The organism is Gordonia sp. G4 (genome assembly GCF_057770005.1).
On the sequence record NZ_CM173442.1, the window covers coordinates 3,754,634 to 3,769,134 of the forward strand.

General features: G+C 67.3%; 15 protein-coding genes and 2 tRNA genes. 12 read left to right on the forward strand and 5 right to left on the reverse strand.

Features of this window, described 5'->3' with window-relative positions; genetic code table 11:
* The first annotated feature begins 51 nt into the window (after window positions 1-51).
* Window positions 52-672, forward strand: coding sequence for a mycothiol-dependent nitroreductase Rv2466c family protein (locus AC3B5T_RS16800; RefSeq protein ID WP_010841635.1), 621 nt, complete (start codon window positions 52-54; stop codon window positions 670-672).
* Window positions 673-704: 32 nt separating this feature from the next.
* On the opposite strand, the gene AC3B5T_RS16805 is transcribed toward AC3B5T_RS16800, so the two are convergent.
* The gene (locus AC3B5T_RS16805; protein ID WP_010841634.1) at window positions 705-1,751 is read right to left on the reverse strand and encodes a M48 family metallopeptidase; all 1,047 of its coding nucleotides are present in this window, start codon (window positions 1,749-1,751) and stop codon (window positions 705-707) included.
* A gap of 22 nt (window positions 1,752-1,773) precedes the next feature.
* On the opposite strand from AC3B5T_RS16805, the gene AC3B5T_RS16810 reads away from it, so the two are divergent.
* The 4 genes from AC3B5T_RS16810 (at window position 1,774) to AC3B5T_RS16825 (ending at window position 4,636) form a co-directional block, all read left to right on the forward strand.
* Complete coding sequence (locus AC3B5T_RS16810) at window positions 1,774-2,256, forward strand: ribose-5-phosphate isomerase (protein ID WP_010841633.1); 483 nt, start codon at window positions 1,774-1,776, stop codon at window positions 2,254-2,256.
* Window positions 2,257-2,272: 16 nt separating this feature from the next.
* Entirely contained in the window at window positions 2,273-3,076 is an 804-nt protein-coding gene (locus AC3B5T_RS16815; protein WP_055474764.1) for an Fpg/Nei family DNA glycosylase, read from the forward strand.
* Window positions 3,077-3,180: 104 nt separating this feature from the next.
* Window positions 3,181-3,618, forward strand: a complete 438-nt coding sequence (locus AC3B5T_RS16820) for a cupin domain-containing protein (RefSeq protein ID WP_010841631.1) — start codon at window positions 3,181-3,183, stop codon at window positions 3,616-3,618.
* A gap of 88 nt (window positions 3,619-3,706) precedes the next feature.
* Window positions 3,707-4,636: a PE-PPE domain-containing protein gene (locus tag AC3B5T_RS16825; RefSeq protein ID WP_055474765.1), complete on the forward strand. Its 930-nt coding sequence runs from the start codon at window positions 3,707-3,709 to the stop codon at window positions 4,634-4,636.
* 58 nt (window positions 4,637-4,694) lie between these two features.
* On the opposite strand, the gene AC3B5T_RS16830 is transcribed toward AC3B5T_RS16825, so the two are convergent.
* Window positions 4,695-5,453, reverse strand: a complete 759-nt coding sequence (locus AC3B5T_RS16830) for a L,D-transpeptidase (protein WP_051129764.1) — start codon at window positions 5,451-5,453, stop codon at window positions 4,695-4,697.
* 253 nt (window positions 5,454-5,706) lie between these two features.
* Window positions 5,707-5,892, reverse strand: coding sequence for a hypothetical protein (locus AC3B5T_RS16835; protein ID WP_081637187.1), 186 nt, complete (start codon window positions 5,890-5,892; stop codon window positions 5,707-5,709).
* Window positions 5,893-6,140: 248 nt separating this feature from the next.
* Between AC3B5T_RS16835 and AC3B5T_RS16840 the strand changes: the two genes are divergently transcribed.
* A complete protein-coding gene (locus tag AC3B5T_RS16840) occupies window positions 6,141-6,389 on the forward strand; it encodes a hypothetical protein (RefSeq protein WP_010841628.1) in 249 nt (82 codons plus the stop codon).
* Window positions 6,390-6,441: 52 nt separating this feature from the next.
* Here AC3B5T_RS16840 and AC3B5T_RS16845 read toward each other — a convergent pair.
* Window positions 6,442-6,515, reverse strand: a tRNA-Gly gene (locus AC3B5T_RS16845).
* A 235-nt stretch (window positions 6,516-6,750) separates the two neighbouring features.
* Between AC3B5T_RS16845 and AC3B5T_RS16850 the strand changes: the two genes are divergently transcribed.
* The 5 genes from AC3B5T_RS16850 to clpX all read left to right on the forward strand — a co-directional run bounded on the left by AC3B5T_RS16850 (window position 6,751) and on the right by clpX (window position 11,386).
* Window positions 6,751-6,824 (forward strand) — tRNA-Pro (locus AC3B5T_RS16850).
* 88 nt (window positions 6,825-6,912) lie between these two features.
* Window positions 6,913-8,280 carry a trigger factor gene (gene tig / locus AC3B5T_RS16855; RefSeq protein ID WP_055474766.1) on the forward strand — a complete coding sequence of 456 codons (1,368 nt, stop codon included), beginning with the start codon at window positions 6,913-6,915 and terminating at the stop codon, window positions 8,278-8,280.
* Window positions 8,281-8,556: 276 nt separating this feature from the next.
* Window positions 8,557-9,168 carry an ATP-dependent Clp protease proteolytic subunit gene (locus tag AC3B5T_RS16860; protein ID WP_014926432.1) on the forward strand — a complete coding sequence of 204 codons (612 nt, stop codon included), beginning with the start codon at window positions 8,557-8,559 and terminating at the stop codon, window positions 9,166-9,168.
* 49 nt (window positions 9,169-9,217) lie between these two features.
* Window positions 9,218-9,913, forward strand: coding sequence for an ATP-dependent Clp protease proteolytic subunit (locus AC3B5T_RS16865; RefSeq protein ID WP_010841625.1), 696 nt, complete (start codon window positions 9,218-9,220; stop codon window positions 9,911-9,913).
* 192 nt (window positions 9,914-10,105) lie between these two features.
* Entirely contained in the window at window positions 10,106-11,386 is a 1,281-nt protein-coding gene (clpX, locus tag AC3B5T_RS16870) for an ATP-dependent Clp protease ATP-binding subunit ClpX (RefSeq protein ID WP_010841624.1), read from the forward strand.
* Window positions 11,387-11,460: 74 nt separating this feature from the next.
* Here clpX and AC3B5T_RS16875 read toward each other — a convergent pair whose 3' ends face one another.
* Window positions 11,461-13,794, reverse strand: a complete 2,334-nt coding sequence (locus AC3B5T_RS16875; RefSeq protein ID WP_156354139.1) for an FdhF/YdeP family oxidoreductase — start codon at window positions 13,792-13,794, stop codon at window positions 11,461-11,463.
* A gap of 70 nt (window positions 13,795-13,864) precedes the next feature.
* On the opposite strand from AC3B5T_RS16875, the gene mobA reads away from it, so the two are divergent.
* On the forward strand, window positions 13,865-14,482 hold the full coding sequence (gene mobA / locus AC3B5T_RS16880) for a molybdenum cofactor guanylyltransferase (RefSeq protein WP_014926435.1): 618 nt from the start codon (window positions 13,865-13,867) through the stop codon (window positions 14,480-14,482).
* Window positions 14,483-14,501 lie beyond the last annotated feature (19 nt).

Here is a 14,501-nt window from a genome sequence, read left to right on the forward strand (position 1 = left end):
GGCCGGACGGCCGGCGCCCGACAGACAGCCGACTCTCGAGAGGACGTTCCAATGTCAGTGCAGGCCCAGACCACCGACCGCGTCGATTTCTGGTTCGACCCGCTGTGTCCCTGGTGCTGGATCACCTCGCGCTGGATTCTCGAAGCCGAGCAGGTCCGGCCGATCGAGGTGAACTTCCACATCATGAGCCTCGCTGTCCTCAACGAGGGCAAGGACATTCCCGAGGAGTACCGCGAGGGACTCAAGCACGCCTGGCGTCCCGTCCGCGTCGTCGCGGCCGCCGCCGCGCAGAAGGGGGACGAGATCCTCGCGCCCTTGTACACGGCGATGGGCACCCGCATCCACAACCAGGGCATCAAAGACCTCGACGAGGTCATCGCCGGTGCGCTCGACGAACTCGGTCTCGACGCCTCGCTCGCGGAGGCCGCCGACGGCACCGAGTTCGACGACACCATCCGCGCGAGTCATCACGCCGGCATGGACAAGGTGGGCGACGATGTCGGCACGCCCACCATCCACGTCAACGACGTCGCGTTCTTCGGCCCGGTGTTGTCCCGCATCCCGCGCGGTGAGGACGCCGGGACGGTCTGGGACGGTGCGCGCGCGCTGGCGTCGTACCCGCACTTCTTCGAGCTCAAGCGCACGCGTGACGAGGACCCGCAGTTCGACTGACCGGTCCGGTTGTGCCGCAACGGACCCCCGCGTCAGAAACGGGGCGGGGGTTCGATGCCGTTGGGGAGTCCGCCGGGCGCGAGGACGGCCGGGTGTGGTGCCGGTGGCACCGCCACCACGTTCCCGCTGCCCACACCGCGGACGATCCGGCGCGGACGCAACAGCATCGCGCCCGCACGGGTCCGGTCGCGGAGAGCGGCCGCGCGCCAGGTCAGCACCGGATGCGACGACATGGCGTTGGTCAAGAAGGTGAAGAAGCCGCGCTCGTGGGTCGCCCGGTCGGCGAACTGGTCGAAGTCCACCGCCGAGAGCATGTATTTGCCCGCGGCCAGGACTCCGATGGCGCCGGGTGCGCCACCGGGTCTGGCGTAATACCCGTAGTTGTCGGCGCTGTATTCCTGCGCGCGGGACAGCGCGGCCCCGAGGACCGGGATGTTCATGCCGACGATCGTCGAGAGCTGTCGCCAGTACGAGGTGTGCCCGGCGGCGATGTGGCCGACCTCGTGGCCGATGATGAACTCGAGTGCCTGCGGGTCCCGGGCCGCGCCACCCACCTCGAACAGGTCGGAGTACACGACGACGAATCGTCGGAACCCGTGCCCGGAGGCGAACGCGTTGATCGCGCCGTTGCCGAGGACGACGTAGGCGTCGGGCACGTATTCGAGGCCGAAGCGCGCCGCGGCCTCGACGACCATCCGATGCCCGTCCGGGAACTGGGTCGGCGTCATCTGCACACCGTTCACCCGTGGAGACGCGTAGGTCAGACCGCGGATCACGAAGAGCAGGAGCGGGAACAGCAGCGCACCCAGCAGGAGCTGGTCGAGCATGCCGAGCGCCACGAGCACGATGATCGCCGCGTATCCCAGCACCGTCGCGAGGATGACCACCACGAGTGCGGGGATCTCCCAGGGATGGAGCCGAGGCCTCGCCGCGTAGTGGGCCGGACGCAGCCACCGACGGGCGGGGTCGGCGGGAGCAGGTGGTGGCGGGTCGGCGACACCGGGCACGTTCGGGATCGGCGCCCCGGAGGCGGGTGCGCCGCCGTTCGGCTCGCGGGGGATGGGCAGGGGCGTGTCCACGCCCTCAATCTATAGTGGCGCCATGCGTGTCTATCTCGGTGCCGACCATGCCGGATTCGAACTCAAGAACCAGATCGCCGATCATCTCGCGGCGACCGGCCACGAGGTCGTGGACTGTGGAGCCCATGTGATGGATCCCGCCGACGACTACCCGGCGTTCTGCATCGCCGCCGCGTCCCGGACCGTCGCCGACCCCGGCAGCCTGGGAATCGTGCTGGGCGGCAGTGGCAACGGCGAACAGATCGCCGCCAACAAGGTTCCCGGTGCCCGCTGCGCACTCGCCTGGAGCGTCGAGACCGCACAGCTGGCCCGGCAGCACAACAACGCGCAACTCATCGGAATCGGTGGCCGGATGCACAGCACCGACGAGGCGCTCGCCATCGTCGACGCCTTCCTCGCCACCCCGTGGTCGGAGGAGGCGCGGCACCAGCGTCGCATCGACATCCTCGCGGAGTACGAGCGCACCGGTGAGGCTCCCGAGGTGCCGGCGGCCCCGGCCCAGTAGGCCACCGGCGCAGCCCGTGCCCGAGGGCCACACTCTTCATCGACTCGCGCGTCGCCAGCAGCGTCTGTTCGGCGGCACGCAGGTCCGCGTCAGCAGCCCGCAGGGGCGGTTCGCCGACGGTGCGGCGGCGGTGGACGGACTGACCTTCCACGCCGCCGAGGCCTGGGGCAAACACCTCGTGCATCGATACCGAGATGATCGCACCGAGCGTCTGGTGCACATCCATCTCGGCCTCTACGGCGCCTTCACCGAACTCCCGGTGCCCGTGCCCGAACCGGTGGGGCAGGTTCGACTCCGAATCGAGAGTGAGACCGCCGCCACGGACCTTCGCGGACCGACGGCCTGTGAGATCTACCACCCCGCCGACCTCGAGACGTTGATAGCCCGCCTCGGTCCGGATCCACTCCGACGCGACGCCGACCCCGGGCGGGCATGGGCTGCGATCTCGCGGTCCGCGCGCCCCATCGGCGCCCTGCTGATGGACCAGAAAGTCATCGCGGGGATCGGCAACGTGTATCGCGCCGAGATCCTCTTCCGTGCGGGCATCGACCCGATGCGTCCCGGAAAGCGTGTTCTCCGTGAGGAATTCGACGCGCTGTGGGCCGATCTGGTGGACCTCATGAAGATCGGTGTACGTCGTGGACGCATCCACGTGATACGTCCCGAGGATGATTCCGGCGCGCCGGCGTACGCGCCGAACCGGCCGCGAACCTACGTGTACCGGCGGGCCGGGGAGCCGTGCCGGATCTGCCGAACCCCCGTCCTCGTCGCCGACCTCGAAGCGCGAAAACTGTATTGGTGCCCCGTCTGTCAGACCTGACACGTTACTGCCCGGTCGGTGTGGGTAGCCGAACCTTAGTAGCATCGTGCAAGACCATGAGTTCCTTACTCATGCGAAGGGTCGGGGATGACAGAGGGGGCAGTGTGACAATCAGCGAAAGCATCCGGTCTCATGCCGGATTGATCTCGCGGGGCGAGGTGTCCCCACTGAAAGACGTACCTTTCCACGGGGCCGCCGATGCGCCGATCACCCGCCGTGTACTGGCCGGCGGCGATCTGTTCCCGGAAGCGGAGAAGCGTGTCGTGGCGCACGAGATGCGCGCCGTGTCGGCTGCCGCCCGTGACTACTGCGAGCCGCATGTGCACGACTGCCCGGAGATCAACATCCTGTTGTCGCTCGACCGCCTCGTCTACGAGATCACCCTCGGCGACGAGGTCTACGAGGTCGAGGCGCCGGCGAGTATCTACATCCCGGCCGGACTGGTGCACAGCGCCAACGTGATCGAGGGAAGCGGATTCTTCGTCGCGATCATCGAGACCGCCGACTACGTCGCGAAACCGCCGCCTGCCCAGGCGTCCTGACCCGCGTCGGCATACCCGCGGAGGGACTCTCAGCGAGCCCTCAGCGACCCTGCGGCCGGTTCACACATGCCGGCGCCACGATGGGTGGGTGCAGCAGAGTCTAGGAGTCGGTCCCGGACGACCGGGCGACGCGTCGTCGGCGGTCACCGTCTTCGTGGTCGGTGGGACGGGGGAGTCCTTCGCGGGCGACACCCGGACCGACGTGTCGGGCCTTCTGGCGGGCGTGGCGGACGAACTCGACGACCGCTTCGTCTGTCGCTGGATCGGATACCCGGCGAGCTACGGGCCTGCCCCGACGCCGGGTGGGATGAGTTTCGTCGAGAGCGTTGCCCTCGGCGCATCCAGTCTGCGCGCGGCCATCCGTGCCTCGACAGGTCCGATTGCCCTGGTGGGTTACTCGCAGGGAGCCGTGGTCATTCGCGCCGCCCTCGCCGACCTGGCCGCCGGCAGCGCGACCGACACGCCGCCCGCCCTGAACCGGGTGATCGGCGTGGGTCTGGTCGCCGATCCGCACCAGCCACCCGGTGTGGTGCCCGGCTGTCGCGGATGGGGCGTCGCCGGCCCCGGGGTCGACCTGCCCGCAGGGCTCCCGGTGCACTGGGTGGGCGCGGCCGAGGACATGATCTGCAACGCGGGTGCGGACTCACTCGTGCGTGACGTCGCCGACCTCACCGGGTCGATGACCTTCGCCGGACTCGGCCGATGGGGCAGGAGTGCGTGGGATGTGCTGCGCGCCAATGACTTGCAGAACGCGCGACGCACCTCCGTCCGGCCGGCGCAGTGGCGTCGCGACCTGGGACGTCTGGCGGCTGCGTGGCGTGAGGTCCGGTGCTACCTGCCGGCGCGGATGCGCATCAGCGGTCTGTGGGTGTCGAATGCCGCGGGCGGTCGGCACACGTCCTACGGGAGCGAACCCTACCGACGGGCCTCGGTCACCGATCCCGCCTCCACCGGCTGTCAGGTGATCGCGCGATGGCTACAGGTGCAGGCGACGTTCGCCGCCCGCACCGCCGCGTAGCGCGCGACAGGGGCCGGTCACCACTGGTGACCGGCCCCTGTCGCTGTCTGTTGCTGACCTAGGTGTTCTGGTACTTCGGTCCGATGGTGTTGCGGACCACGATCGGGGTGTTGCGGGGGACGTTGTCGTACACCCACTTGCCGTACTCGGTGGTCACGTTGATGCAGCCATGGCTGACGTTGCTGCGACCCTGCTGGTTGACCGACCACGGCGCGGCGTGGATGAAGATTCCGTCCCACGACATGCGCGTGGCGTACTCGACGTAGGTCCGGTAGCCCTCGGCGGAGTCCACCGGGACGCCGTATGTGGACGAATCCATGTACATGTCGCGGTACTTCTCCTTGGTGTAGTAGACGCCGTGGGGGGTCGGGTTCTTGTCGGACCCCATCGAGATCGGCATCTTCTTCACGACCTCACCGTTGTGCCACCAGGTGATGGTGTGGGTGTTGTCGTCGGCCAGCGCGATGTAGCCGGTCTCGGTCTTCACGTTCGGGATGGCCGGGTCGGCGGGCTTCTCCTCGGTCGTCGTCGACGACGGCGGCTGCGGAGCCTCGGGAGTGCTCGGCGCCGGAGGGGTCGGCAGGCCCGGGACCGCGGGGATCTCGACCGGCGGCAGGCCGGGGATCACGGTCACCGGGACGGCGTTCGCGACACCGGGAAGGGCGAGGGCCATCGCCAGGACGCCGAAGACGACAGCCGTGAGGCGTCGAGCCGAGCGGCGGCGCGAGGCGCGCGGGGTCGGCGTTGGGGAGTTCAACACAGGTCGTACCTTCGGTTCGATGGGTCTGTCCGCGCATCGGCCTGAGCGCTGCACCATCGTTACACAACCGTTGTCTTGGGTCCAAGGAGTCGCGCACGCTGAATGACCCCGCGATCGCGAACGGGGAGTACGACGTCGCAAAACCCAAGGTGAGCATGGCTGCGGGCACTACATGTGACGGTCATCACATTCGGGCTGTCGCATGTCCGGACGGCGACGATCGGGACTCATCTTCGTCGAAGTCCCGCCGATGTCAACAGGATCGTTTGTCCCAGTGTTACTTGGGCTTTGGACTGCGTTGGGTTTTCGGTCAGGCGGGTTGTGGGTGCTCGGTCCGGAGGTGCCGCGCTGGTTGCGAGCATGCTTCGTCCCGGCAGACGAGCATCACGTCGACGCGGCCGATGCCGGCCTCGGACTCGGTGACGTCTCGGCGTACGTACAGGGGGGCGCCGCAGGAGCCGCACCGGCGCTGGGTTTTCGTGTGGCTGGAGGACATGGGTCAACGGTACGCCTGGTGTGTCGAGGATCACAGGGCGGTCGGGTTGCGGTGATCGCGCGCGTGGGTGTGGTCCGGTCGGGTGACTCGGGCTGCGATCTGAGACATCCGGAGCGGAACCGGGTGTGACGCGCGCACGACAGAGGAGCGTCGATGGCGGGGGCGGTACGCGGTGCCCCGGGAAGGAGTGCGCTTCTACATCTCGCAACCTCTCCGGCACGAGAGGTGAGACACCGTAAGGAAAGTCGATGACCAGACTCATTGCAACACTGACATTCGCCGCAGCGGCATTCATCGGAGGCGCGGGACTCGCGAACGCCGAGCCCTGCAAGATGGCCATCGGCAACGGCCAGTTCGCGCCCTGCCCGCCGCCGATCGTCTCGACCGGCCCCGGTGATCCGACGTCGCCCGGACATCCCGAAGAGGAGCCGGCCCCCGAGATCGAGTACGAGTACGTGCCGCTGCCGCTGCCGTGGAACGCGCCCCCGGCGCCCTGAAACGGCGCCCTGAAATGCAGAAGGTCCGGAGGCGTGATGCCTCCGGACCCGGTGGAGCGGGTGACGGGAATCGAACCCGCGTAGCTAGTTTGGAAGACTAGGGCTCTACCATTGAGCTACACCCGCGTTGCTCGCGATGGCCGTCGAAAACCCGGTGGCGCGTGCGATCAGTGACTGTACCGGCAGTGGGGCGGGAACCGAAAATCGGGGTCGGTGTTGCGGCTGCGGCATACGTCGGGCGTCCCCGGTTCCGTGACGCTTCGGACACCCGTGCGCGGCGTCGGCAGCGGCGGCACGTACTATCTCTTGTTGGCCCTGATGCGCGGTCGCCCTCCGGGGTGCTCCTCGCGTGTTCGGACCCCGGGATGTGGCGCAGCTTGGTAGCGCATCCGCTTTGGGAGCGGAGGGTCGCAGGTTCAAATCCTGTCATCCCGACTTGATCGATGTGGCCCGACCGGTCACCCGGTGCACGGCCCGCGAACGACCGAACTTCCACCACCGCAGATATAAGGAGTATTCAGGCGTGAAGAGCACTGTCGAGCAACTCACCCCGACCCGGGTCAAGCTCAACGTCGAGGTCCCGTTCGAGGAGCTGTCGGCAGACTTCGACCGGGCCTACCGGTCGTTGGCCCAGCAGATCCGGATCCCCGGATTCCGTCCGGGCAAGGCGCCCGCCAAGCTGATCGAAGCCCGCGTCGGTCGCGATTCGATCCTCGCCCAGGTCGTCAACGACGCCATCCCGGCCAAGTACTCCGAGGCCGTCGCCGAGACCGAGACCAAGGCCATCGGCCAGCCCGAGATCGACCTCTCCGAGCTGAAGTACGGCGAGTCGGTGTCCTTCACCGCCGAGGTCGACGTCCGTCCCGAGATCACCCTGCCCGACTACTCGACCCTGTCGGTCGAGGTCGACGCGATCGAGGTCGACGAGGCCGCGGTCGACGAGCAGCTCGAAGGGCTGCGAGCCCGCTTCGGCACCCTCAAGGGTGTCGAGCGCGGCATCGAGAACGGCGACTTCGTCTCGATCGACCTGGCGGCGACCGTCGACGGCGAGCCCGTCGAGGAGGCCACCACCGAGGGCCTGTCGCACGAGGTCGGCTCCGGTCAGCTCATCGACGGACTCGACGAGGCGCTCATCGGTCTGAAGGCCGGCGAGGACAAGGAGTTCACGACCAAGCTCGTCGCCGGCGATCACGCCGGTGAGGAGGCGCTCGTGAAGGTGACCGTGCAGTCGGTCAAGGAGCGCGAGCTGCCCGAGGTCGACGACGAGTTCGCCCAGATGGCCAGCGAGTTCGACACCGTCGAGGAACTGCGTGCCAGCCTCGCCGAGCGCGTCGAGCAGTCCGCGAAGCTGGAGCAGGCCAACAAGATCCGCGACGCCGTGCTCGAGAAGCTGCTCGAGACCGTCGAGATCCCGCTGCCCGAGAAGGTCGTCGACGAAGAGGTCGAAGGCCAGCAGCACCAGGTCATCCACGCCCTCGGGCACGACGATGAGCAGGTCGCCAAGTTCCTCGAGGCGCAGGGCAAGACCCGCGAGGAGTGGGATGCCGAGTCCCGCGAGGAGGCCGAGAAGTCGGTCAAGCAGCAGCTGCTTCTCGACGCCATCGCCGATCAGCAGGACACCGAGGTCAGCCAGGACGAGCTGACCCAGCAGATCATCTTCACCGCCCAGCGGTACGGCATGCAGCCGCAGGAGTTCATCCAGCAGCTGACTCAGGCCAACCAGGTCGGAGCCGTCTACGCCGACGTCCGTCGCGGCAAGTCGCTGGCCGCCATCGTCGGCGATGTGACCGTCACCGACACCAACGGCACCACCGTCGACACCGCCGAGTACTTCGGTGGCAAGGACGACGCCGAGGAATCCGCAACCGAGGAGTCCGACGCCGACAACTGATCGGCTCCACCGCGGCCATGCGTGCCGCATTGTGATCACGCACATCGCCGGTCCTCGTCCACGAGGGCCGGCGATTGCCGTCGGTCCACCATCGCGCATGAGCCGTTCACGGTGCCGAAGTGGTTCTGCTCTCAGCGAAGTGGCGTGTCCTCGGGAGTGCCCGGGGGTCTCGATTGGTTAGTGTCGGTGAGGACGTCATCAGAGAAGTATTCGATGAGCGTGTGCGTCATCCGAGATGACGCACAGGTCATGACAACAAGGCAAAGGTAGGAACCTGTGAGTGAGCCGACCATCCACACACCCTCGATGAGTTCGGGTATGGCTGGGTTGAACCTGACCGATTCGGTGTTCGAGCGTCTGCTGCGCGAGCGCATCATCTTCCTGGGCACCCAGGTGGACGACGAGATCGCCAACCGGCTGTGCGCGCAGATCCTGCTGCTCGCCGCCGAGGACCCGCAGAAGGACATCCACCTCTACATCAACTCGCCCGGTGGCTCGGTCACCGCGGGCATGGCGATCTTCGACACCATGCAGCTCGCCGAGTGCGACGTCGCGACCTACGCAATGGGCATGGCCGCGTCGATGGGGCAGTTCCTGCTCGCCGCCGGCACCAAGGGCAAGCGGCACGCGCTGCCGCACGCGCGCATCATGATGCATCAGCCGTCCGCAGGCATCGGCGGTACCGCTGCCGACATCGCGATCCAGGCCGAGCAGTTCGCGCTGACCAAGAAGGAAATGAACAAGCTCAACGCCGAGTTCAGCGGTCAGCCGCTCGAGAAGATCGAGGCCGACGCCGACCGCGACAAGTGGTTCACCGCCGAAGAGGCCCGGGAGTACGGCTTCGTCGACAAGGTGATCTCGCGACCGGGCCAGGGATCCACTCCGTGATCGCGTGATCCGACCATCTCCGAGCCACCTCTACTCACTGGAGCATCACATGACCAATTCCCTTTCCTTCGACGGCCTGCCCGCCGAGGTCGCCGCCGGAATCCCTGCGTCGGCCCTGGCGCTGAAGAACATCGAGGCGCGGTACATCCTGCCGCAGTTCATCGAGCACACGCCTAACGGCCAGCGTCAGTACGACCCGTACGCGAAGCTCTTCGAAGAGCGGATCGTGTTCGTCGGGACCCCGATCGACCAGGTCGTGTCCAACGACGTCATGGCACAGCTGCTGGTGCTCGAGTCGCAGGACCCCGACCGTGACATCACCATGTACATCAACTCGCCGGGCGGCAGCGTGCCGGACATGCTCGCGATCTACGACACGATGCAGTACGTGCACTGCGACATCGTCACCGTCTGCCTCGGGGAGGCGGCCTCGGCCGCGGCGATCCTCCTCGCCGGCGGAACACCCGGCAAGCGTGCGGCGCTGCCGAACGCCACGGTCCTGATCCACCAGCCGCGCACCGGTGGTGCGTACCAGGGTCAGGTGTCCGACCTCGAGATCCAGGCCGCCGAGATCGAGCGCATCCGCGATCGCCTCGACGAGATACTGTCCGGCCACACCGGCCAGGACAAGGAGAAGATCCGCAAGGACACCGACCGCGACAACATCCTGACCGCTGCGGCGGCCAAGGAGTACGGCATCATCGACGAGGTCTTCGAATATCGCAAGAAGTCCATGAAGAAGTAGTTGTGGCAGTACAGAAGTCCCGGTGATTTTCTGCCGCGACATTTGGCCTTATCGGTCGAAGTTCGGGCGGCACGCGGGTACCGTCGGGTTACTGGGCATTCGAGTGTCGATCAAATGACCCATGCCCGGCTGCGCGCGACGCGACGGACCAGACACGACAGTCCGGCAACGAGGAAGTAGGTACAGCGCGAGATGGCACGAATCGGAGACGGTGGCGACCTGCTCAAGTGCTCTTTTTGCGGCAAGAGCCAGAAGCAGGTGAAGAAGCTCATCGCCGGCCCCGGCGTGTACATCTGCGATGAGTGCATCGACCTGTGCAACGAGATCATCGAAGAGGAACTGGCGGAGAACGGCGACGTCAAGCTCGACGAGCTGCCCAAGCCGACCGAGATCCGCGACTTCCTCGAGAAGTACGTGATCGGCCAGGACACCGCGAAGCGAACGCTCGCGGTGGCGGTGTACAACCACTACAAGCGCATCCAGGCGGGGGAGAAGAAGGACTCCCGCACGGGTGAGACCGTCGAGCTGATGAAGTCGAACATCCTCATGCTCGGCCCCACCGGATGCGGCAAGACGTACCTGGCGCAGACGCTGGCGAAGATGCTCAACGTGCCGTTCGCGATCGCCGATGCGACCGCGCTCACCGAGGCGGGCTATGTCGGCGAGGATGTCGAGAACATCCTGCTGAAGCTGATCCAGGCCGCCGACTACGACGTGAAGCGGGCCGAGACCGGCATCATCTACATCGACGAGGTCGACAAGATCGCACGCAAGAGCGAGAATCCGTCGATCACACGCGATGTGTCGGGCGAGGGCGTCCAGCAGGCGCTTCTGAAGATCCTCGAGGGCACTCAGGCGTCGGTGCCGCCGCAGGGCGGACGCAAGCACCCGCACCAGGAGTTCATCCAGATCGACACCACGAATGTGCTCTTCATCGTCGCCGGTGCGTTCGCGGGACTCGAGAAGATCGTGTCCGAGCGGATCGGCAAGCGCGGCCTCGGTTTCGGTAACGAGGTGGCGAGCAAGGACGAGGTCGACACGTCGGATCAGTTCGCCGACGTGATGCCGGAGGACCTGATCAAGTTCGGCCTGATCCCCGAGTTCATCGGCCGGCTCCCGGTCGTGGCCTCGGTGACCAACCTGGACAAGGATTCGCTGGTCAGCATCCTGTCGGAGCCGAAGAACGCATTGGTGAAGCAGTACACGCGCCTGTTCGACATGGACAACGTGGAACTCGAGTTCACCAAGGATGCGCTCGAGGCGATCGCCGACCAGGCGATCCACCGCGGCACCGGTGCCCGTGGCCTGCGGGCCATCATGGAAGAGGTCCTGCTACCGGTGATGTACGACATCCCGAGCCGGGACGACGTCGAGAAGGTCGTCGTGACGGGCGAGACCGTCCGAGACAACGTCCTGCCGACGATCGTGCCCCGCAAGGCCTCCAGCGACGAACGCCGCGACAAGACCGCCTGACGCACAACATCTTTCGCAGACGCAAGAGAGCCCCGCCCGAATCCGGGCGGGGCTCTCTTGTTCGTCCTCGACGGCTAGGCGGGTTCGGCCGGTTCCAAGCGGATGACCACGGCCTTGGACACCGGCGTGTTCGACTCCTTGGCCACCGATCCGAGCGGAACCAGCGGATTGGTCTCCGGATAGTATGCGGCGGCGTTCCCGCGCGGCGTGTCGTAGGGGACGACCTCGAAGCCGCGGACCCGGCGCTCCTCGACCCCGCCCTCGCCGTCGAACTCGGAGACGATGTCGACGAGCTGTCCGGCGCGCAGACCGAGGGTCGTGACGTCGTCGGGGTTGACCATCACGATGTGGCGGTTGCCGGAGATGCCGCGGTAACGGTCGTCGTGGCCGTAGACGGTGGTGTTGTACTGGTCGTGGCTGCGGAGCGTCTGCAGGATCAGGCGGTCGGCGGGGATGTCCACCCATTCGAGGGGATGAAGCGCGAAGTTGGCCTTGCCGTTGGGGGTGTCGAACGACCGGGTGTCGCGGGGCGGGTGCGGCAGTACGAAGCCGTCACTGCGTCGGACGCGGATGTTGAAGTCGTCGAAGCCGGGGACGACCCGCTCGATGCGGTCGCGGATGCGATCGTAGTCGCGCTTGAGTTCCTGCCACGGAACCGGATGGCCGGTGCCGAAGACTCGGGTTGCCAGATCGCAGATGATGGCGACCTCGCTGCGCAGATGCTCCGACACCGGCGGCAGCGACCCGCGTGAGAGGTGCACCGCCGACATCGAGTCCTCCACCGAGACACGTTGCGCCACACCGTCTATGACGTCCCGGTCGGTGCGGCCGAGCGTCGGCAGGATGAGTGCGCTGCGACCGGTGACCAGATGGGACTCGTTGAGTTTGGTGGACACGTGCACGGTGAGTGAGCAGCGCCGGAGAGCCTCGGCGGTCGCCTCGGTGTCGGGTGAGGCCGACACGAAGTTGCCGCCCATCCCGACGAAGACGCGGACCTTCCCGGCGGCCATCGCGGTGATGGCGGCGACGGTGTCGTACCCGTGCTCGCGTGGGGAAGTGATGCCGAACTCGGCGTCCTGGGCGGCGAGGAAGGACTCTGGCATCTTCTCGAAGATGCCCATCGTGCGGTCGCCCTGGACGTTGGAATGCCCGCGAACCGGGCACAGTCCGGCGCCGACACGGCCGATCATGCCGCGCAGGAGCAACACGTTGGTGCCCTCGGCGATCGTCGCCACGCCGTGCCGATGCTGGGTGAGGCCCATCGCCCAGCACAGGACGATGCGGCGCGAGGTGGCGACCGTTCGCGCGAGCTCCTCGATCTGCGCGCGAGTCACGCCGGTGACGTCGGCGATCTCGTCGAGGTCGACGTCGTCGAGCAGGGCGAGGTACTCCTCGACCCCGGCACACGACTCGTCGAGGAATTCGTGGTCGAAAACCGTTCCGGGCGCGGCTCGTTCGGCATCGCGGAGCAGACGTGCGACGCCGCGGAACAGTGCCATGTCGGAGCCGAGCCGGACCTGCAGGAAGTCGTCGGCGAGTTTGGTACCCGCGCCGACGAGTCCACCGACCTTCTGCGGGTCCTTGAAGCGCATCAGGCCGGCCTCGGGGAGCGGGTTGATCGCGACGATCCGGGCGCCGTTGTGCTTCGCCTTCTCCAGCGTCGCGAGCATTCTCGGGTGGTTGGTGCCGGGATTCTGGCCGGCGATGAGGATCAGGTCGGCGGCCTCGAGATCGGGGACGGTCACCGAACCCTTGCCGATGCCGATCGACGCGCCGAGCGCGGCGCCGGACGACTCGTGGCACATGTTCGAACAGTCGGGCAGGTTGTTGGTACCCAGGCTCCGGGCGAAGAGCTGATACAGGAAGGCGGCCTCGTTGCTGGTGCGCCCCGAGGTGTAGAAGACCGCCTCGTGGGGCGAGTCCATCGCGGCGAGTTCGTCGGCGATGACCGCGTTGGCCTCGTCCCAGCTGATCGGGCGGTAGTGGGTGTCACCCGGACCGAGGTACATCGGGTGGGCCAGACGGCCCTGCTGCGAGAGCCAGTAGCCGCTGCGCGTGCGCAGGTCGTCGAGGCTGTGGGCGGCGAAGAAGTCGGGGGTGACCGCGCGACGCGTGGCCTCCTCGGCGACCGCCTTGGCGCCGTTCTCGCAGAACTCGGCGTGCTTGCGGTGTCCCGGGGTCTCCGGCCAGGCGCAACCCGGGCAGTCGAATCCGTCGCGCTGATTGAGCTTGATCAGGGTCTGCGCCGTCCGGAGCGCGCCCATCTGCTCGACCCCGCGCTTGAGGGCGACCGCGACGGCCGGGACCCCGGCGGCGTAGGACTTCCGATGCTTGCGCCGGACCTCGCGCGGGTCATCGACGTCGTGGGTCGAGGAGTTCCGGTCGTGCGTGTTGCTCATGATGTCCATCTTGCCCCCATCGTGTGACGCATCGCGCACACTGGTCACTGTGACTCAACACACGGGATCGGACACATCGGTGATCGCCGCTCTGGTACTGGCAGGCGGACGCTCGCGGCGGATGGGCAGCGACAAGGCCGCGCTGGACTGGGAGGGCGAACCCATGCTCGCCCGGGTGGTGCGCGTGGTGTCGCAGCGATGCGATCCGGTGCTGGTCGTGGCGGGCGAGACGTCCGCCGCGTTCCGCGGTGTCGACGACATCCGCGACCGTGCGGCGCCGGGTATCGATTCGTCGAAGGTGCACTGGGTGACCGACGAGCAGGAGGGGACGGGTCCGCTGGGCGGTCTCGTCGCGGGTCTGTCCGCGGCTGCCGCGGCGGGCGCCGAGTACGCGTTCGTCTGTGCCACGGACATGCCGCTCATCGCCCCGGAGCTGATCGACGAGCTGCGGCTGGGGATGACGGGCTCCACCCAGGCGGTCATCGCGCGCGACGCACAGCGGGATCATCCGATGGCGGGGATCTACCGCACGGACGCGGCCGCACAGATCGCCGATCTCGTCGCGAGCGGCGAACGACGCATGCTCGGCGCGATCGAGGCGCTCAACACCCATCGCGTCGGAGTGTCCGAACCGGACTGGCTCGTCAACGTCAACGCCCCCGAGGACCTGCACCGGTTGCGCGTGTCGCCGGGTTAGCGGGAGCGCGGGTGCACCG